At 40.3% G+C, this 19,718-nt stretch carries 18 protein-coding genes and 8 tRNA genes; 14 read left to right on the top strand and 12 right to left on the bottom strand.

Annotated elements, in window-relative coordinates; all coding sequences use genetic code 11:
• Window positions 1-4: 4 nt before the first annotated feature.
• From AC1EU2_RS03035 to miaB, 7 genes are all read right to left on the bottom strand, one after another.
• A complete protein-coding gene (locus AC1EU2_RS03035; protein ID WP_480296510.1) occupies window positions 5-1,354 on the bottom strand; it encodes an NAD(P)-dependent oxidoreductase in 1,350 nt (449 codons plus the stop codon).
• Window positions 1,355-1,454: 100 nt separating this feature from the next.
• Window positions 1,455-2,180, bottom strand: coding sequence for a hypothetical protein (locus AC1EU2_RS03030; protein ID WP_480296509.1), 726 nt, complete (start codon window positions 2,178-2,180; stop codon window positions 1,455-1,457).
• Window positions 2,181-2,252: 72 nt separating this feature from the next.
• Window positions 2,253-3,803: an apolipoprotein N-acyltransferase gene (gene lnt / locus AC1EU2_RS03025; RefSeq protein WP_480296508.1), complete on the bottom strand. Its 1,551-nt coding sequence runs from the start codon at window positions 3,801-3,803 to the stop codon at window positions 2,253-2,255.
• A complete protein-coding gene (corC, locus tag AC1EU2_RS03020; RefSeq protein ID WP_480296507.1) occupies window positions 3,796-4,656 on the bottom strand; it encodes a CNNM family magnesium/cobalt transport protein CorC in 861 nt (286 codons plus the stop codon). The genes lnt and corC overlap by 8 nt, the downstream gene beginning before the upstream one ends.
• 44 nt (window positions 4,657-4,700) lie before the next feature.
• Window positions 4,701-5,156, bottom strand: coding sequence for an rRNA maturation RNase YbeY (ybeY, locus tag AC1EU2_RS03015; RefSeq protein WP_480296506.1), 456 nt, complete (start codon window positions 5,154-5,156; stop codon window positions 4,701-4,703).
• A complete protein-coding gene (locus tag AC1EU2_RS03010) occupies window positions 5,146-6,192 on the bottom strand; it encodes a PhoH family protein (protein ID WP_480296505.1) in 1,047 nt (348 codons plus the stop codon). Before AC1EU2_RS03010 ends, ybeY begins: the two co-directional genes overlap by 11 nt.
• A 152-nt stretch (window positions 6,193-6,344) precedes the next feature.
• Window positions 6,345-7,769, bottom strand: coding sequence for a tRNA (N6-isopentenyl adenosine(37)-C2)-methylthiotransferase MiaB (gene miaB, locus AC1EU2_RS03005; RefSeq protein WP_480296504.1), 1,425 nt, complete (start codon window positions 7,767-7,769; stop codon window positions 6,345-6,347).
• Window positions 7,770-8,294: 525 nt separating this feature from the next.
• Here miaB and AC1EU2_RS03000 point away from each other — a divergent pair.
• Window positions 8,295-9,065: a hypothetical protein gene (locus tag AC1EU2_RS03000; protein WP_480296503.1), complete on the top strand. Its 771-nt coding sequence runs from the start codon at window positions 8,295-8,297 to the stop codon at window positions 9,063-9,065.
• A 74-nt stretch (window positions 9,066-9,139) separates the two neighbouring features.
• Here AC1EU2_RS03000 and AC1EU2_RS02995 read toward each other — a convergent pair whose 3' ends face one another.
• Window positions 9,140-9,397 (bottom strand): hypothetical protein, encoded by a 258-nt coding sequence (locus AC1EU2_RS02995; RefSeq protein WP_480296502.1) that lies wholly within the window; start codon window positions 9,395-9,397, stop codon window positions 9,140-9,142.
• Window positions 9,398-9,528: 131 nt separating this feature from the next.
• Between AC1EU2_RS02995 and ggt the strand changes: the two genes are divergently transcribed.
• Complete coding sequence (gene ggt, locus AC1EU2_RS02990) at window positions 9,529-11,208, top strand: gamma-glutamyltransferase (protein ID WP_480297068.1); 1,680 nt, start codon at window positions 9,529-9,531, stop codon at window positions 11,206-11,208.
• Between the two features lies 1 nt (window position 11,209).
• On the opposite strand, the gene AC1EU2_RS02985 is transcribed toward ggt, so the two are convergent.
• On the bottom strand, window positions 11,210-11,704 hold the full coding sequence (locus AC1EU2_RS02985) for a hypothetical protein (protein WP_480296501.1): 495 nt from the start codon (window positions 11,702-11,704) through the stop codon (window positions 11,210-11,212).
• A gap of 113 nt (window positions 11,705-11,817) precedes the next feature.
• Between AC1EU2_RS02985 and AC1EU2_RS02980 the strand changes: the two genes are divergently transcribed.
• From AC1EU2_RS02980 to AC1EU2_RS02925, 12 genes are all read left to right on the top strand, one after another.
• Window positions 11,818-13,011 (top strand): FAD-dependent oxidoreductase, encoded by a 1,194-nt coding sequence (locus AC1EU2_RS02980; RefSeq protein ID WP_480296500.1) that lies wholly within the window; start codon window positions 11,818-11,820, stop codon window positions 13,009-13,011.
• A gap of 111 nt (window positions 13,012-13,122) precedes the next feature.
• Window positions 13,123-13,710, top strand: coding sequence for an aminoacyl-tRNA hydrolase (pth, locus tag AC1EU2_RS02975; RefSeq protein ID WP_480296499.1), 588 nt, complete (start codon window positions 13,123-13,125; stop codon window positions 13,708-13,710).
• Window positions 13,711-13,793: 83 nt separating this feature from the next.
• Window positions 13,794-14,885 (top strand): redox-regulated ATPase YchF, encoded by a 1,092-nt coding sequence (gene ychF / locus AC1EU2_RS02970; RefSeq protein ID WP_480296498.1) that lies wholly within the window; start codon window positions 13,794-13,796, stop codon window positions 14,883-14,885.
• Between the two features lie 160 nt (window positions 14,886-15,045).
• Window positions 15,046-15,122: transfer RNA gene (locus AC1EU2_RS02965), tRNA-Met, on the top strand.
• Window positions 15,123-15,155: 33 nt separating this feature from the next.
• Window positions 15,156-15,240: transfer RNA gene (locus AC1EU2_RS02960), tRNA-Leu, on the top strand.
• A gap of 38 nt (window positions 15,241-15,278) precedes the next feature.
• A tRNA-Gln gene (locus tag AC1EU2_RS02955) sits at window positions 15,279-15,353 on the top strand.
• Between the two features lie 29 nt (window positions 15,354-15,382).
• Window positions 15,383-15,457, top strand: a tRNA-Gln gene (locus AC1EU2_RS02950).
• Window positions 15,458-15,459: 2 nt separating this feature from the next.
• A tRNA-Met gene (locus tag AC1EU2_RS02945) sits at window positions 15,460-15,536 on the top strand.
• Window positions 15,537-15,581: 45 nt separating this feature from the next.
• A tRNA-Leu gene (locus tag AC1EU2_RS02940) sits at window positions 15,582-15,666 on the top strand.
• Between the two features lie 39 nt (window positions 15,667-15,705).
• Window positions 15,706-15,780 (top strand) — tRNA-Gln (locus AC1EU2_RS02935).
• A gap of 74 nt (window positions 15,781-15,854) precedes the next feature.
• A tRNA-Leu gene (locus AC1EU2_RS02930) sits at window positions 15,855-15,939 on the top strand.
• A 215-nt stretch (window positions 15,940-16,154) separates the two neighbouring features.
• Complete coding sequence (locus AC1EU2_RS02925; RefSeq protein WP_480296497.1) at window positions 16,155-16,823, top strand: class I SAM-dependent methyltransferase; 669 nt, start codon at window positions 16,155-16,157, stop codon at window positions 16,821-16,823.
• Between the two features lie 30 nt (window positions 16,824-16,853).
• Here the strand turns inward: AC1EU2_RS02925 and AC1EU2_RS02920 are convergent, their stop codons facing one another.
• The 3 genes from AC1EU2_RS02920 to hldE all read right to left on the bottom strand — a co-directional run bounded on the left by AC1EU2_RS02920 (window position 16,854) and on the right by hldE (window position 19,717).
• The gene (locus tag AC1EU2_RS02920; RefSeq protein ID WP_480296496.1) at window positions 16,854-17,321 is read right to left on the bottom strand and encodes a TetR family transcriptional regulator; all 468 of its coding nucleotides are present in this window, start codon (window positions 17,319-17,321) and stop codon (window positions 16,854-16,856) included.
• A gap of 135 nt (window positions 17,322-17,456) precedes the next feature.
• On the bottom strand, window positions 17,457-18,290 hold the full coding sequence (locus AC1EU2_RS02915; RefSeq protein WP_480296495.1) for a hypothetical protein: 834 nt from the start codon (window positions 18,288-18,290) through the stop codon (window positions 17,457-17,459).
• Complete coding sequence (hldE, locus tag AC1EU2_RS02910) at window positions 18,287-19,717, bottom strand: bifunctional D-glycero-beta-D-manno-heptose-7-phosphate kinase/D-glycero-beta-D-manno-heptose 1-phosphate adenylyltransferase HldE (RefSeq protein WP_480296494.1); 1,431 nt, start codon at window positions 19,715-19,717, stop codon at window positions 18,287-18,289. The genes AC1EU2_RS02915 and hldE overlap by 4 nt, the downstream gene beginning before the upstream one ends.
• Between the last annotated feature and the right edge of the window lies 1 nt (window position 19,718).

The following is a 19,718-nucleotide window of genomic DNA, read 5'->3' as shown; positions in this document are numbered from 1 at the left end:
TGTATTAGCCTCCTAGGTTAGCCATCAGTGATTCATGGATTGAAATTGCTGCTTGTTTACCCTGAGCTACCGCCTGGACGGTTAAATCGTTGCCGAGATTAATGCAATCTCCCCCAGCCCAAACATCGTTAAGTGACGTTTTTAAGTTGTCATCAACATAGATTTTTCCATGCTCTATTCGAGGGAATTGATTGCCATGGAAACATGCATCATCAAACGATTGACCAATCGCTTTATAGACTGCATCTGTTTGGATTTTGAAGTAAGAGTTCGTTCCTTTGAGTTTACCCTTTTCATCAAGTTCGGTAGTTTCGAATTCAATGGCTTTAACGTGGTTGTTTTCAATGTGAAGCTCGTGTGGCTGAGCCCAAGTAACTATTCTTACACCGTTTTGTTTAGCGAAAGCCAGCTCTTTTGATGTTGCAGACATTTGTGCTGTGCCCTTGCGGTATACGAGTGTGACGTTTTTAGCACCCAATCGTTTCGTTTGGCAGGCTACATCAATTGCAGTATTTCCTGCGCCAACCACAACAATATTGCTACCGACTTGAAGCTGGGTTAACTCTTCGGCCTGCCTTAACTCTGAAATGAAATTGAGACTGTCGAACACACCTCCACTGTTTTCATTTTCAATGTTGAGGCGGTTCCCTTCGGAGAGGCCAATACCTAAAAATACAGCATCAAACTGTTGCCTAAGTTCATTTAGTTGAATGTTTTTACCTAGCTGGAAACCTGTTTTTAATTCAATGCCACCGATATCCAAAATAAACTCGAGTTCTTTTTGGGCATAGTCATCAACGAGTTTGTATTTGGCAATGCCATACTCATTCAGGCCAGCACCTTTGGGGTGCTTATCAAATACGGTAATGTGATGACCAAATTGAGCGAGCTGGTGTGCACAAGCTAAGCCAGCAGGGCCAGCGCCAATGATTGCAACTTGCTTATTTGTCGATTTACTCCGACTAAAAGGGTGAGGCTGTGGGGTTAATTGATCAACCGCATATCTTTGCAACTTACCAATTTTTATTGGGGATAATTCAGGAGCGTGATTTCGTACGCAGGCACCTTCACATAAAATTTCAGTTGGACACACTCGAGCGCAGCTGCCACCAAGGATATTAGAATTAAGAATGGTTATCGCAGCCCCGTTTGAATTACCATCAGCTATTCGTTGGATAAAAGAAGGTATATTGATTTTTGTCGGACAAGCTGAAATGCAAGGTGCATCTTCACAATACAAGCAACGATTGGCTTCGATTTTTGCTTGATAGTTGGATAAAGCGGGCTTTATGTCTTGAAAGTTTTCTACTAACTCTTCCTGACTTAGTGGGTAATTAGGGGTATGACTGCTCACACTAAATACTCTGAATGTTAATAAAAACAGAGTCTAACAGGTTTGTTTTGCTTGAACGGAAAAGTATGAAATGCTGTAAGCTCGTATTAAGTTTTAGGGTTTATTTTGCTGAATACGCAACAACGCTTTGGCTTTTATCGAGGCTAAATATAATTTTACTACCGCTCGTAAATATATTGCCTAGTCTAGAGTCTGCACTGTGAAGTAATGAGAGGATTAATTCAGAAGTTTCAGTTGTTACATCACCCAAATCTACTGCACATAAATAGTTACCACATCTCACAGGTTGGGCATCTACTGCTGCTCCACATTCAATAACTGATTGAAGGGTTTCATTGAGCTTGTTCTCTAAAGTGACAATATCGTTATTGGTATTCAAAGAATGCATGTTTAACATTACTTCATGGAAATTTTCAGCAGATAACAGTGCAATCATCGGCTTCAAAAGCGTTGCATTGGTTGTTTCATCGTAAAAAATTTGTTCGAAGTTTGGGCTAAGAGTGAAGATAGCGCAATGGCCTAATTCTGTTTCTTCTAAACAGTAAGTGGTTTGATTTTGTTTTCTAACACTATTAGTTTGAGCGCAGACAACCTTAGCATTCGCAGAACACTCATTATCATCTTTGTCTGACAGAAGAGGAGGTGCATGTGTTTCAATGGCTTGAATGTTTGTTGAGGGGGGGAATAAGCTTTTTGAGGTTTCAAAAAGCTTATTTGAAACTGCCTTGGTTACACGATTTAGCTCGACTTCTTTATCTTTATATAAAGATAAAACAACTATAAAAATGGAGATAGAAATCAGCGGTATAAAAATCCTTTTTTTCATACACATCCATTTCGGTTAATTCTGTGTTCTACTTTTAGTTAAATAATGAATATTGTCAATTAGACTAATTTACTACCTGATTAATTTTCTTAGAATACCAATGAAAATCAACAAACCACAAAATACCAAAACAGGCCATTGTCCAAATCGATAAAATAAAGTTTCACCCTTTACGAGCTTTATTTTTGCCCTTAAAACCCCAGTTTCAAACTGTGGCAACTTTTCAGTAATCTTTCCGTGTTCATTTACCACGGCTGTTACACCATTATTGGTGGCTCTAACGAGTGGTCGACCTAATTCTAACGCTCGCATTTGGGCGATTTGCATATGTTGTAGTGGGCCGATTGAGGTACCGAACCAAGCATCATTAGATACAGTAAGTAACACATCACTGTTAGCTTTTAAGTTTGCTCTCACTTGCTCAGGAAATGCAATTTCGAAACAGATTGCTGTCGTGAAGTGGTAACCTAAAGCTGTTAAATCTGGTTGGACATAATCACCACGACTAAAAGATGACATTGGTAGGTTAAATAAAGGTGCAATGGGTCTCAGTATGCTCTGCAGAGGTACAAATTCACCAATTGGTAAAAGATGATGTTTTTTGTATTGGTTTGTGCCATGCGCAACATAATCACCATGTGTTTGTTTCTTATGTTCACTGTTTCCAAGCACAATCATTTGATTGAAAAATTCACGGTCCTTTAGGCCAATAATACCCGTAATAATTGCGCTGTTATTCAACGTTGCAGCTTCATTTGCCGTCGCTAAGAACTGAGTAACATTTGGGTCTAATTGTGGCGCAGGAACCGCTGCTTCAGGCCAAATAATCACATCAGCATCGAAGTTATCTCTGGTTAAATCCATGTACTTAATCATGGTTGGCCAAAGTGCGTCAGGGCGCCATTTAGTGCTTTGTGCAATGTTGCCTTGCACCATGGCTAGTTTAAATGATTTGCCATCTTCATGAATATTCGACAGTGATGGTGAGAACCAAGTGAGTAGAGCAACGATTGGCAAAGTGACAGCAAGCGGTATCAGTTTTCTTTGAAATAATAAGGCAATACAAGCTGCCACCAATATTAATGTAAAGCTAAGACCGAGGGCGCCGATACTTGGCGCTAACTGTGAAAGTGGTCCTTCAGTTTGAGAGTAACCAGCCCAAAGCCAAGGAAAGCCATAAGCACCAAGCCCACGTAACCATTCAAAAGTTGTCCATAGTGCAGGGAAAAGCAGTAAGGTTTTAAACACAGACGTTTGTTTCGCTGCAAGCTTTTGGGTTAAATAGCCTGCGAGGGCTGGAAAAATTGCTAAATATAAGGCTAGCAGTGACGTTAAGAATATCGAAGCAATCAGTGGAATGCCACCGTATTCAGACATGCTTACATGAACCCAACTGATCCCCACAGCAAAATAGCCAAAGCCAAAGCTAAGCCAGTACTTAAAACTCGATTTGGCCGAAAAAGACTTTGATTGCCAGAGTGAAAATGCAAAGGCAAAAGGAAGGATTATCCAAATGTTATAAGGCGCAAAGGATAACGTGCAGCTGGCACCAGCTAAAAAAGCGGCCACTAAGTGCATAAACTTGTGGCCGTTTTCAGATTCAGTTCTAAAAATGTTAGACATGCTCTTCGGGCAATTTCACTCGTAATTGAATTAGTCTGCGAGTATCTGCGTTGGTGACTTTAAATTCAACCCCTTGAATGGTAATTTCTTCATCTCGCTCAGGTAGATGACCAAACGCATGAGAAACTAATCCACCAACGGTATCAAATTCTTCATCACTGAATTTAGTATTAAATTCTTCGTTGAAATCTTCAATTGCAGTGAGTGCCTTGACTAAATATACCGTATTGTTTACACGGCGGATTTCAAGTTCTTCTTCACTCTCGTGATCGAATTCGTCTTGAATCTCACCCACAATTTCTTCAAGGATGTCTTCAATGGTGACGAGGCCAGAAACTCCGCCGTATTCATCGACAACAATGGCCATATGATAACGTTCGCTGCGGAATTCTTTTAGGAGAATATCAACACGTTTACTTTCAGGAACAACAACTGCTGGACGAATTACTTTATCAATTGAAAATGGCTCATCGTTTTGATTAAAACCGAATTTCAATAGATCTTTTGCTAACAAAATACCTTCTATATGGTCTTTGTCGTCGTTGATAACTGGGAAACGTGAATGGGCGGAAGTAATGACTGTATTGAGAAGTGCTTCAATTGAGTCATCAATATTTAAGGTAACAATTTGAACTCGCGGGATCATGATATCTCGAACTCTAAGATCGGATACTTCTAAAACACCCTTGATCATTTCACGGGTATCTTCAGTGATTAAATCGCGTTGTTCTGCGTCATCAATGACTTCTACTAATTCTTCTCTATTTTGAGGCTCGCCCTGAAACATCTGGGTTACTTTATCAAACCAGCCTTTCTTATGGGCGCTGCTACTCGGGGGGATGTCGTCACTCATAGTTTTTCGCTTAACATAACTCTAATGGATTTAGAGATAGTTAATTATTGCTCCTTATATGGATTTTCAAATCCTAAACTTTCAATTAATTGGGTTTCTAGCGATTCCATTTCTTCGGCTTCGCTATCTTCAATATGGTCATACCCTAGCAGATGCAAACAGCCATGTACAACCATATGAGCCCAGTGGGCTTTCAAGGTTTTATTTTGCTGTATAGCCTCAGCAGCAACAACGTCTGCAGCAATGACTAAATCACCTAAAAGTGGTAATTCAATGCCAGGAGGCGCCTCAAATGGAAAAGACAATACATTTGTTGGTTTGTCTTTTCCACGGTAGGCAGAGTTCAACTCTTGGCTCTCATCATTCTCAACGATACGAATCGTTAATTCTACCGTGTCTCTATGATCTTTGAGGGCTGTTGACGCCCAAAGTTCAAAGTCTGACTGAGAGGGCAAATCAGATGCTTCAGATGCAACTTGTAAATCTAAATCAAGCTTCATCAGTATTGCCCTCTTGAGCTTTCTTTATCGCTTGTTCACGTCGAGCTTTTGCAGCTTGAACTTGCATGTCGTGTTCTTCATAGGCTTCGACGACTCTTGCGACAACAGGGTGTCGTACAACATCGTGTGAAGCAAAAAAGTTAATACTGATTTCGTCAACTTTACTCAACACTTCTATGGCGTGGCGTAAGCCCGATTTTGTACTTTTCGGTAAATCGATTTGAGTCACGTCACCAGTGATAACCGCACGAGAGTTAAAACCAATTCGGGTTAAGAACATTTTCATCTGTTCTACTGTGGTATTTTGGCTTTCATCAAGAATAATAAAGGCATCATTTAACGTTCGACCACGCATATAGGCAAGTGGTGCAACTTCGATGACGTTCTTTTCCATCAAGCGTTCTACTTTTTCAAAACCAAGCATTTCAAATAAAGCATCATAGAGTGGACGTAAATATGGATCGACTTTCTGGCTTAAATCACCGGGCAGGAACCCAAGCTTTTCTCCAGCTTCGACAGCAGGGCGAGTTAATAAGATTCTACGAACTTCTTGGCGTTCTAAAGCATCAACGGCTGCTGCAACAGCAAGATAGGTTTTACCTGTACCAGCAGGGCCGACACCAAACGTAATGTCATGACGGACAATATTTGCGACGTATTGACGTTGATTTGGGTTTCGAGGTTTAACAACACCACGACGTGTTTTAATAAACAACTCTTTATCGCCAGTGCTGTCATAAGCTTCAACAGATACTGCTTCTTGAATTGCGATATGAACCTGCTCAGGCTCCAAGTCTGGTGTGCTTCCTTTTACAGGTTGCGTTTCGACATACAAATCTTTAAGTAGGTTGTTTGCAGTTAAACAAGCTTGAGGTTGGCCAACAATAGTAAAATGATTATCGCGATAGCTGATTTCAATCCCTATTCGACGTTCTAACTGTTTAATGTTGTCATCAAAAGGGCCACAAAGTGCGGCAAGGCGGCGAGACTCAGCAGGCTCTAGGTACAAGTTCATTGTAGTTAGTTTACTGGACAATCAGGGCTCCAAATCAACAAAATAATACGTTTATGATATTAACAATATTGGTTAAAAAAGGGCAGCTTTAAAAGCTACCCTTAATCTCAGTAGCTTCCCATAATTCTCTATACTTATCGATAGCTACTTAGTTCTATAATTATAACTGAAAATTATGGAGTGTAAGTACCCACACCTAAATCATCTTCAGTTTTATGTTTAGCAACAATGTCTTCAGGGCGCAGATTGCGACGTAGATCCATTTCATCTTCACCACGGATAAACTTACCACGTAGCGAGTTGGTATAAACGTCTTCGATTTCAACATCAACAAATTGACCAATGTGTTTTGGTTGACCTTCAAAGTTCACTACGCGGTTATTTTCAGTACGGCCGCGAAGCTCCATTGGATTTTTAATTGAAGGGCCTTCAACTAAAATACGTTGAACTGTACCCATCATATGACGACTATAGCGCATTGCATATTGCGTAATTTGATGCTGAAGTCTGGCAAGGCGCTCTTTTTTCTCAGTCAATGGCACTTCGTCTGGTAAGTCAGAAGCTGGAGTTCCTGGTCGAGCACTGTAAATAAAGCTGAAACTGTGATCGAATTCGATATCAGTGATCAGCTTCATGGTGTCTTCGAAATCTTGTGCGGTTTCGCCCGGGAAACCGACTATAAAATCAGAGCTGATTAAAATGCCTGGACGCGCTTTGCGTAAACGGCGAATAATCGACTTATATTCCAGTGCCATGTGGCCACGTTTCATTGCCGTTAAAATACGGTCTGAACCGGTTTGCACTGGTAAATGCAAGAAGCTGACGAGTTCAGGAGTATCTTCATAAACATCAATAATGTCTTGTGTAAACTCAATCGGATGGCTGGTGGTGAAGCGTAAACGGTCAATACCATCGATTGCAGCAACATAGCGAAGTAACTCTGCAAAGGTACAAATGTCACCTTCGAACGTTTCACCACGGTAAGCATTTACGTTTTGACCAAGTAAATTAACCTCACGTACGCCTTGCTCTGCCAATTGCGCAACTTCAAGAATGACATCATCTAAAGGACGACTGACTTCTTCACCACGTGTATATGGCACTACGCAGAAGGAGCAATATTTACTACAGCCTTCCATAATGGAAACAAATGCAGTTGGGCCATCGGCTCTTGGCTCAGGGAGGCGGTCAAATTTTTCGATTTCAGGAAAACTCACATCGATAACCGCTTTTTCACCTTTTCTCACCTGATCAACCATTTCTGGAAGGCGATGCAAAGTCTGTGGGCCAAAGATTAAATCAACGCAGTGAGCACGTTCTTTAATATGCTTACCTTCTTGTGTCGCAACACAACCACCTACGCCGATGATCAAATCTGGGTTTTTATCTTTTAAGGTTTTCCAGCGACCTAGCTGATGGAACACCTTTTCCTGTGCTTTTTCACGAATCGAGCAGGTGTTAAGTAGCAGAACATCAGCTTCTTCAGCCTCATCTGTTAAGGTATAACCCTCATACTCGTCCATTAAATCGGCCATCTTTGCTGAGTCATACTCATTCATTTGACAGCCCCAGGTTTTGATGTGAAGTTTTTTACTCATCAGTTTGGTTCACTCTGTACCGGGTGGATAAAAAATAGCGGCACATTTTACCCCTATAATAAGAGCCTGACTAGCCTTTGTCGTTAGGGATGTGTGATTTGTTCAGCAAAACGGTGTAGACCTATTTTTTATATGGATTTAAATCAAATTTATGAACGCTTATTTTCTTAATTAAACATGTCAATAAAATGCTATTAACACTGAACATTGACGCATTATTTATAGTGTTAAAAAATTTCAACTATTTTTATATTTTTTAAGCAGTAAAACGACACTCGTTATCTTAAAAAAGTCTAACCGAAAACGATACTTCTCTTACTTATGGTTATCGTCATGTCCTTATTAATTATTTAAAACATGTGGTTATGATTTTTGTTTTTATTTCAGTCAAATTGAATATGTAATATTTTATAGTTGTATATATTTTCAGTGGTTTCGGTTGTTTTGGAATGTTTTAATTTCTTCACACTAATTTTACTTAAATTAAACGAATTTAAAGCAAAGCGTTTATAGACGGAGCACCCTATGAAACTCAATAAAATAATTAAATATTCAGCATTATCTTCGGCATTACTTGCCAGCTTTTCTTCTTTAGCACTTGAACCGGGTGTTTATAGTGGTGTAGAAACTGCAACCGTGACCGATTTCAGAACCAATCAGTCAAGACCTACAGGCACAACGGAAATTGAAGTAACGGTTGCTGCAGATGGAAGCTATAAAACCAACTCCCCATTCTTAATTCGCAATGGTTTAGCGAACGGTAATGTAGAAGATGACAATGGAATGTTCCACTTCAGTGACAGTGAAGATGATATATCTTTTGCTCAGTATCCAGAAGAGCTTGCTGAATTACTAGGGTTTGAAGGCTTAGGCTTATTTACTACTGGGGGCCGCTCTGGTGCAAGATGGGATATTCAGCTGGTATCGACAGATGTACCACAAGAAACTGAGACAATCGAGAGTAAGTTAGTTGGTAACTGGAATGTTTCATTGCAAGGCTACCGTTTCCCACTTTTGACTCGAGGTTATATTCAGCTTAACGAAGACGGCAGTTTTGAAACGAATTTGTCACGCTTAACTACTGGTCGTGGACAAACGTGGAGTGTTGAAGGTGATAACTTAGTATTAGGGTCAACTTCAAGCCGTGGTGGTACGAAAGCAGGTAATGGTGGCAGAAAGGTAAATGCTTCTGTGACCTTGTCGTTAGGTGAAGTCACTGAAAATCGTGCAAGTGCAGCTCGAATTACAACCCAATACCTTCGTGCTACGTACCGAAGTGCAACGCTAACTCGCTAATTATTTATTGATAAACTTCTTTGAAAGCTCTCTGTTCGATAACAAAGAGCTTTTTTGTTTTATTAACGTGTTACTTACCTTACCCAAGCCCAGATAAAAATGATGCTTGAAATGACTGCAAAGTAAGGAATAGGTGATTGCCATACGTTAATCCCTTGTTTAGCTTTTTCTATAACCATTGCTTTGACATCATAATCCGTCGGTAACAGAAAAAATAAGGTCAACAAAGCACAGGTAAGCGCAATAAGGCCTAAATGATACTGTGATAGAAAACTGCCAATTAGCGAAGCACCAATTGCTAATACTAAGGAAACTTTAAAGAATTGCTTCATAACATCTCATATTTTGTATTTAGAGGCATCTATGTTATTAAATGTGCAATAAGAACAAAAAAAGAGCAATTGGAATGTCGGTAATTGTCAGTAAAAAGTTAGCTTTAGGTTTCTCAATTTTAGGTTTTACAATGTCTATGGTTAATGCAACCCCCGATAGAATTACAGGTAAAAACTTTGCTACTCGCTCAGAGATTATTGCCCCAAATGGTATGGTGGCAACAAGCCATCCTTTGGCGTCTCAAGTTGGACTGGATGTATTAAAACAAGGGGGGAATGCAATTGATGCGGCAATCGCAGCTAATGCGGCTATTGGGTTAATGGAACCAACAGGTAATGGCATTGGAGGAGATCTTTTTGCCATTGTATGGCATGCGAAGTCAAAGAAACTGTACGGCTTAAATGCCAGCGGCCGATCGCCACAATCGTTAACCTATGCCAAGTTACAACAAGAGCTAAAAAATCAAAATTTATCATCAATTCCACCTTATGGAATGTTGCCAATATCGGTTCCAGGGACAGTAGATGGTTGGTTTGAACTGCATAATAAATTTGGTGACATGCCAATGCAGAAGGTTTTGCAACCCGCCATTGATTATGCCAATAAGGGATTTCCTGTCAGTGAGTTAATTGCCTATTATTGGAATCGAAGCGTGCCTAAACTTGCTCCTCAAGTTGGGGGATTCTCGAAAACGTTCACAATTGCAGGCAAGGCGCCCGAAAAAGGGCAAATTTTTAAGAATCCAGATCTTGCGAATACATTGTCATTAATTGCAAAAGGTGGACGAGATGCATTTTATAAGGGCGAAATTGCTGAAACTATCGATACTTTCATGAAAGCTAACGGAGGTTACCTTAGCTATCAAGATTTGGCTTCTCATACGTCAACTTGGGTAGAGCCAGTATCTACCAATTACCGTGGTTATGATGTATTTGAATTGCCGCCAAACGGTCAAGGAATTGCTGCGCTGCAAATGCTCAATATGTTGGAGCAATTTGACTTAGCTGCATTAAGGTTTGGAACAGAAGAAACCCTGCATTTAATGACAGAAGTTAAGAAACTCGTTTTTGAAGATAGAGCTAAGTTTTATGTTGACCCTGATTTTTACGACATTCCGCTCAAAGGTTTAATAAGTAAACAGTACGCTAAGAAGCGTAATGAGTTGATCAGTGATAAGTCCGCAAAGCGAGTTGATGTAGGAAACCCTGCCCTTTATCAAGGAGACACCATTTATTTAACTACGGCCGATAAAGAAGGCAATATGGTGTCGCTGATTCAGAGTAACTATCGAGGCATGGGGTCTGGTGTTGTCGTGCCCGGAACTGGATTTGTATTTCAAGATCGTGGGCAGCTGTTCTCTATGGATAAAACCCATGCGAATGTCTATGAACCCAATAAACGCCCATTTCACACCATTATTCCTGCATTCGTACTAAAAGACGGGAAGCCGTTTATGAGCTTTGGACTTATGGGTGGTGCAATGCAACCGCAAGGTCATGTTCAGATTCTCACAAATATCATCGATTTTGGCATGAACCTACAAGAAGCTGGAGATGCGCCAAGATGGCAACATTATGGATCTACGGAGCCTACGGAAGCGAAAGGTAAAACCTTAACTGATGGTGGTGAACTCATGCTCGAAACAGGGATCCCTTATGAGGCTGTTCGTGAATTAATTAAGCGAGGTCATAAAATAGGTTTTGATGTAGGTGGTTATGGTGGGTATCAAGCCATTATGTGGGATGAAGACAACCAAGTTTACATAGGTGCTTCTGAGTCTCGTAAAGATGGGCAAGCGGTAGGTTATTAATCTACTGCTGTCTTTTTTGGAATTTTAGAATAACATCAGTGAGTTGCTTTAACTCATCTAGATGTTTTATTTTGGCAGCATTAACTCCTATGTTTGAGCTCTTGAGCATACCAGATAAAGCTTCAAGTCTTTTGGTTGATTCTTGGGCTTCCATTTCTTTAAATGATTCGAGAGCTCTTTGTTTTGAGGCTTCGCTTGGTTTTGGAGGGGCAATACTGTCTTTGGAAATCGGATGTTGAATTAAGTAATTGATCATATCTAATTTTAAATATTTTGATCCGTTTAGCTGCCCTTCAGGGATACTTGAATCTGCGGCTAAGAAAAAGGAGTTTCCTGAAGTTTTAACTAACACTCTATATTTATTTGGACCATCTTCAAAAATAACCGGAGCACCACCTTCTGTTGCTATTTTTTCCATGGACTGGAAATTGATAACTGTTAAAGCTGACGGAAGTTCATTTTGAATAGTACAAGGGATAGTTAATGGATTAGACATTATTTTGACAAAGTTAAACGTTTACAAACAATTTCAGCACAGCTCTCTAAAATATGATAATTAAATTATGTTAATATTGAATTCGTCGAACAGTGGGCAGTTAAAGGTTTCTTGTGAGCGAGTCAATTAAATTTAAATTCAGTGATGTAGTCGTCGTGGGCGGTGGAATGGTTGGCGCAGCAACCGCACTGGGCTTAGCTCAGTTGGGCCTCACGGTAACAGTGCTTGAACATAAACAACCTAAACCATATGACGAATTATCGTCTATTGATGTAAGAGTCTCAGCGATCAGTTTTGCGTCTGAACAACTCCTAGAACGATTAAACGTTTGGCAAAATATAACTGCGATGCGTAATGTGCCATATTTAGGATTAGAAACTTGGGAGTTAGAGGGCTTCATTACTCAGTTTTCTCATCATCAGCTCGATATACCACACCTTGGACATATTGTAGAAAACCGTAATGTGCAGCTTGGCATTTGGCAAGAATTGAACGCTCATGACAAAGTAAATATTATTTGCCCTGCCAGCATACTTAACTATTCACGAATTGATGAACAGACACTTTCCGTTACCTTGGAGTCAGGTGAAGTCTTTCATACTCACCTGCTCATTGGGTGTGATGGTGCAAATTCAAAAGTAAGAGATTGGGCTGGAATTGGGATTACTGGCTGGGACTATAAACAGTCAGCCATGCTCGTCAATATTGAAACCCAAGTGCCTCAACAAGAAGTGACTTGGCAGCAGTTTACACCTAGTGGCCCTCGAAGTTTACTGCCTTTACCTGGCAATCATGCTTCATTGGTTTGGTATGATTCGCCCAAAGTTATTGCACAATTGATGCAATTAAACCCCGTTCAGCTCGCAGAGCAAATTCGACAGCACTTTCCAAGTCGGTTAGACCCTCATTTTACTGTACTAGACAAAGGTGCATTCCCTTTAACTCGTCGCCATGCTAATGAGTATTTCAAAGATAATATCGTAATTCTCGGTGATGCAGCGCATACGATTAACCCGCTTGCAGGACAGGGCGTAAACTTAGGTTTTAAAGATGTTGATGCTTTATTAACTTCAATATCTGAGGCGTTGGGAAGCAATGAAGTATGGTTTAGTCAAGATGTGCTCAAGCGATATCAGGAAGCTAGATACAAAGATAATTTACTAATGCAAACAGGTATGGATGTATTCTATAAAAGTTTCAGTAATGATTTAGCGCCAATAAAAGCGATACGTAACCTTGCATTAAAAGTTGCGAATATTGACTCGCCAATTAAGAAGCAAGTTCTTAAATATGCGCTCGGGTTATAACGAGCGCACAACTTCAGAGCTCAACAAATTCCTTCCTTTGCTTTCACTCTATTAATGTCAGTGTTAAAATTCGTCGTTTTTATTTTATGGGTTAGATAAATAAGGGTAGGAATGAGCGACATTAAATTAATTGTCGGTTTAGCAAATCCAGGGGCTGAATATGCCAAAACTCGTCATAATGCGGGCGAATGGTATGTACGAGAGTTAGCTCGAATTAGCGGTGCTAACTTAGCTATGGACAGTAAATATTTTGGATTGACGGCTAGAGCGACACTGCATGGTAAAGATGTGCGTTTGTTGATCCCTACTACTTATATGAATTTAAGCGGTAAGGCCGTTGGCGCTTTAGCCAATTTTTATAAAATTGAGCCTGAGCAAATTCTTGTCGCTCATGATGAGTTAGATATGCCTCCTGGAGTAGCTAAATTTAAGCTCGGTGGAGGCCATGGTGGGCACAATGGCTTAAAAGACATTATTGCCAAGCTTGCTAATAATAAAAATTTCTATCGTTTAAGAATTGGTATTGGGCATCCTGGTCATAAAAACTTAGTGAGTAATTATGTGTTAAGTAAGGCCAGCCCAACCGATCAGCAATTTATGGATGCGACAGTCGATGAGGCTGTGCGTTCAACTGAAGTCTGGTTCAAGCAAGATTTAACGGCAGCGATGCAAAGATTACATTCTTTCAAAGCTGAGTAAATTTAAAGAACATTTATACTTGTCATTTCTGTATAAGCAGGTCTGGCAAAGAAAGCTAGTGAATATATAAAGGTAAAAAAACTATGGGATTTAAGTGCGGTATTGTCGGCCTTCCTAACGTGGGTAAGTCCACACTATTTAATGCATTGACTAAAGCAGGCATCGAAGCGGCTAACTTCCCGTTTTGTACAATTGAGCCAAATACTGGTGTTGTTCCTGTACCTGATACGCGTCTAAATGTATTAGCTGAAATTGTAAATCCACAAAAAGTGCTTCCTACTACAATGGAATTTGTGGACATCGCTGGTTTGGTTGCTGGTGCATCTAAAGGTGAAGGTCTGGGTAACAAGTTCCTAGCAAACATCCGTGAAACAGATGCTATCGGTCATGTGGTTCGTTGTTTTGAAGATGAAAACATTGTTCACGTTGCCAATAAAGTTGACCCTGCTGGAGATATTGAAGTTATCAATACTGAGTTAGCGCTTGCTGATTTAGATAGCTTAGAGCGTGCAGTTACTCGTCAAACGAAAAAAGCCAAAGGCGGTGACGCCGACGCAAAGTTTGAGCTTACTGTTTTAGAGAAAATGCGCCCAATTCTTGATGAAGGCGGCATGCTACGTTCATTAGAGCTTACAAAAGAAGAGTTAGAGGCAGTTAAATACCTTAACTTTTTAACATTAAAGCCTACGATGTATATTGCTAACGTTGCTGATGATGGTTTCGAAAATAACCCTCATCTAGATGCTGTTCGTGAAATTGCTAAAGGTGAAAATGCTGTCGTGGTTGCTGTTTGTGCTGCAATCGAGTCTGAGTTGGCAGAGATGGATTTAGAAGAGCAACAAGAGTTTTTAGCTGAACTTGGCTTAGAAGAGCCCGGATTAGATCGCGTTATCCGTGCGGGCTATGAGTTATTAAACTTACAGACTTACTTTACTGCTGGTGTGAAAGAAGTACGTGCTTGGACTGTTTCAGTTGGTGCAAGTGCTCCGCAAGCTGCTGGTGTGATCCATACTGATTTCGAAAAAGGCTTTATTCGTGCACAAGTCGTTTCATACGATGACTTTGTAGAGTTTAAAGGTGAGAATGGCGCTAAGGATGCAGGTAAGTTACGTGTAGAAGGTAAAACTTACGAAGTTAAAGATGGCGATGTAATGCACTTCTTGTTTAACGTTTAATTTTTAGGCTTAATAAATCGTAATTGATACGATTTTTACTCGGCTTGCTGAAATCCTAACCGCTTGAGAGCAGCAAGCCGAAATTTACGAAAAAAGCGGTTGACCTTAATAAGGCGAATAAGCATAATACGCCCCGTTCCCGACGACGGGACACTGTAGTGGCTATGTAGCTCAGCTGGTTAGAGCACAGCACTCATAATGCTGGGGTCGCAGGTTCAAGTCCCGCCATAGCTACCATCTTCTCTAAGATGTAAAACATAGAGGCTCCGTGCGGGAGTGGTGGAATTGGTAGACACGCCAGATTTAGGTTCTGGTGCCGTAAGGTGTGAGAGTTCAAGTCTCTCTTCCCGTACCATTGACTTATTTAGATAAGTCAATAAGATTATTTAAGATTGGGATATCGCCAAGCGGTAAGGCACCGGGTTTTGATCTCGGCATTCCCAGGTTCGAATCCTGGTATCCCAGCCATCTTATTAATCTTGTGTCAATATGACGATTGGGATATCGCCAAGCGGTAAGGCACCGGGTTTTGATCTCGGCATTCCCAGGTTCGAATCCTGGTATCCCAGCCATTGGCTATGTAGCTCAGCTGGTTAGAGCACAGCACTCATAATGCTGGGGTCGCAGGTTCAAGTCCCGCCATAGCTACCATCTATTCTTGTAATAAAGAGTGAGATGTAAAACTAAAAACTCCGTGCGGGAGTGGTGGAATTGGTAGACACGCCAGATTTAGGTTCTGGTGCCGTAAGGTGTGAGAGTTCAAGTCTCTCTTCCCGTACCATTTTTTAAGTTTTATACTTAAAAAATACAAAATTAAGATTGGGATATCGCCAAGCGGTAAGGCACCGGGTTTTGATCTCGGCATTCCCAGGTTCGAATCCTGGTATCCCAGCCATCTTAATTAAGTTAATCTTTACGGGTTAACGATAAAAACAGTTAATGACTTCTGTAAAAAGTTAGTTTGTCTATGCGGGAGTGGTGGAATTGGTAGACACGCCAGATTTAGGTTCTGGTGCCGTAAGGTGTGAGAGTTCAAGTCTCTCCTCCCGTACCATCTTATAAGTCTTATATTCATAAGCACATTCAATAAACATATCTCAAAAACGTTAGCTTCAACTAATATTCAGTTTATTTAAGCTACAATTTAAATATCTTCGAATTGAATCAATATCTTATGCTATTCAAGCTTTCAATGTTGTGCATTGTATTGCAGTAATGGTGTACTAAGTGTTCAATTTATATCTGAGTTATTGATACGAGTAGTATTTTATGGCTGATCCAACGAACAAAGCTGCAGTTGAAGCTGGGCAAGCAGTATACACGAAACGACTCCTTTCTATTTACGATATCCTTGTTCTGGGTTTATCTAACTCATTTGTGTGGAATTGTTCGACCAAAAAGCTAAGAAAAATATTTGAAGATAATGCCAGTACCAATCACTTAGACGTCGGTGTTGGCACAGGCTATTACCCAGATAAATGCTTAGATGATAGCGAAAGAAGACTCGCCTTGTTTGATCTAAACGATAATAGCCTTAGTGAAAGTGCGTCTAGAAATCAAAGGTTTGAACCAGAAGTATACAAAGGCAATGTATTTGAGCCATTGAAACTCAATTGTGAGAAATTTGACTCGATCAGTTTAAATTATCTATTGCATTGTTTGCCTGGAGACATGAAGGGTAAAGCGAAAGTATTTAAAAACCTTGCGCAGTGGCTAAACGAAGATGGTGTACTTTTTGGAAGTACTATTCTTGGAAAAGGCTATGAAAAAGGATTCAGCGCACGTGTATTAATGGATTTTTATAATCGTAAAGGCGTTTTTGATAACCTAGAAGATGATTTAGAAGGGCTTGAAAAGGCTTTGAAACAAAGTTTTAAGGATGTTGAAATTGAAGTTGAGAACTGTGTAGCGATTTTTATTGCAAGAGAGAAGAAATAACCATCCTTGGAAGGTTTTCTTTTTCAAATTTTATTGTGCTTCTTCTTTTAATAGTTGAACTGAAGCTTCACCAATCAGTTGATGAACGGTATTTTTCCCTTCTTCACCTAGAGCGTTAAGCGCATTGTTTTCTAAGTCTTCGACAGCTCGAAATTGAGTCAAGCGATTATCGTTGTACCCACAAAGACTGAAAAATAGCCTCATCACAGCTTTGTATCTTGGTTTTGCTAAAGTTGAAGACCATGATTCTTTAAGTGCGCTAACTGAGTTGAAGTTCATTGATTGCACGAAAAGCTCGCCAATTCTTTCATCAAGTTTCACGAGAAAATCGGTTTTCTTAGGAAAGTGATGGCTGATGCCTGTACGACTAATTCCTGTAGCTTCTGAGAGCGTGGTATAAGACATGGCTTCAAAGCCAATGGATAATATTTGTTTAAAGGCTTCGTCCATGATTTGGTTGATTGTAACTTCGGTTTGAGACTTTGAACGCTTAGCCATAAAAAGACTACCCCATAAGTGTGTTTATGCTGAAAATATTACCAAAGGCATTTGCTAAATTCTTAAAATAAATCAAATTGTTCAGGCAAGATTCAGTTTACCGTCAGGGTGAAAGCATGAGTTATCGTTACGTTATTATTCTTTTGGATTTTGAGACGGTAAATGGAGTTTTTTTATGAGCTCATTTGCTTTATTTTGCCCCAGTAAATAGTTAAAAGTGGGATTTAGAAAGTGGGCAAGTTTGGGGCGTCGCCAGTATAAATAATTCGGTAAATCTCTGGTTGAATTATCATCAAATAAGAAGCGAATTAAATTGTAGGTTTCTTGCTTTTCATCTCCCTTTAGCTCGTGTATGTGTGGATGTATTACCTTGATAAATTCTAAGTAGCTTTTAAAGCTATTAATGTGCAGTGCAGAGTACTGAGACAAAACCTGAAGCAGAATTGGGCTGCTCCAGTGATTCAAATTAATTGGGTCATTGATAACATCAATGTTTCTTCTATGAAATTGTTGCCATGCAAGATCACTTCGTTGCGTTTCTTTTACACTGCGCCACAGTAAATATAAGTCTGCTTGCCACTCATGTTGAAATTGATTTTTTGGACGAAACTTTGGAGGAAGGTCGTTATTAAAAAGATGTCCTTCCTCATGCCATAAAGATAATCGTCGCTGTTGCTTCAAATGTAACTTTAATGGGGTATTTCTAACAATTGCAAACGCTTCTGCTGGCGTCTCACTGGGATTGATTAAAATCAGCCCTGATGTCTTAGGTGCTTGAAGCGGGATAACCATTGCATGGCGAAGCCCCATCATTTCCCGATAGCGATGTAATTTTGGGGGCAAATGGTCTAATGCAGATTGAGGTAGTACTTTTAAACAATTTTGAATTTGGTTGATATCGCACACTAAAGCTCGTTTACTGTTGATATCAACCCAATAAGATGAAGCTAGAAGCAGTGCTTCAATCACTGCTTAGCCATGATGTTTTCGATGATTTTTGTTGTTGATACGCCATCTTCGAAGCAAAGAACTCGAACCTCACCGCCTGCGGCCATCACTTCTTTACCGCCGGCAATATCTTCAATTTTATAATCGCCGCCCTTTACTAATAAGTCAGGTAATAATTTGGCAATAACACGTTGGGGTGTGTCTTCAGTAAATGGCACAACCCAGTCTACAGAGCTTAGTCCAGCTAAGACCGCCATGCGTCGGTCAACAGGATTAATGGGTCTGTCATCACCTTTCAAGCGCTTCACTGAATCATCGTCGTTAACGGCCACAATTAAACGGTCACCAAGCTCCCTTGCTTGCTTCAGATAGCTCACATGTCCTGCATGAAGAATATCGAAACAACCATTAGTCATAACAACGGTTTCACCTTTCTCTCTTGCTTGCTTAAGTGTGATCACAAGTTGATCTTCTGTAACAACACCTAAACCAGATTCGCCATGATGAAGAGCTAATGCTTCGATGAGCTCAAGTCGAGAAACACTCGATGTACCCAATTTACCGACAACAATGCCTGCAGCTGTGTTGGCAATGGCACAAGCAGTTTTGATATCAGAACCAGCGGCTAAGCAAGTTGCCAATGATGAGATAACAGTATCGCCTGCACCAGTTACATCATAAACTTCACGTGCAACAGTTGGAATGTGGAATTCAGCTACATCTGGAGTGACCAATGTCATTCCTTTCTCTGAGCGAGTGATCAAAATTGAATCGATTTCAAAGTCTTTCAGTAACTTTTGAGCTTTTTGTTGAAGGTCGGCTTCTGACTCAACTTTCCCTACCACTGTTTCAAATTCTGAAAGGTTAGGTGTTAATAAACTTGCTCCACGATATTTTGAAAAGTCACTACCTTTAGGGTCGATAAGAACTTTTACGCCCTTGCTTCTTGCGAGTTTAATAAATTCCTGAGGTTGTTGAATGGCACCTTTGGCATAGTCAGATAAAATGACCACATCAGTATTATCAAGAAGCTGGCTAGTTTGCTCTAAAAGGGCCTCGCTCTCTTGAATTTCAAATCCATCTTCGAAATCCAAACGAATCAGTTGCTGGTTTCTTGAAAGTACGCGTAACTTAGTGATAGTAGGTTTATCTTCTACTTGTAACCACTTAGGTTCAACCGACTGTGCATTCAAACTTTTCGTTAATGCAGTCGCCGTTTCATCCTTACCGACAATGCCAGCTAATTGAACTTGGCCACCGAGACTCGCAATATTTAAAGCAACGTTGGCGGCACCACCGGGTCTGTCTTCATTGTGATCAATCTTAACTACTGGTACTGGTGCTTCTGGAGAAATTCGCCCCGTAGAACCAGCCCAATAGCGGTCGAGCATTACATCACCAACAACAAGAACTTTGGCATTTTCAAAAGCCGGAAGAGAAACCTTCATC

Source organism: Parashewanella sp. 2304DJ23-3 (genome assembly GCF_056591695.1).
The sequence above is the reverse complement of the archived record's forward strand: the minus strand, read 5'-3'. Positions and strand labels throughout refer to the sequence as shown.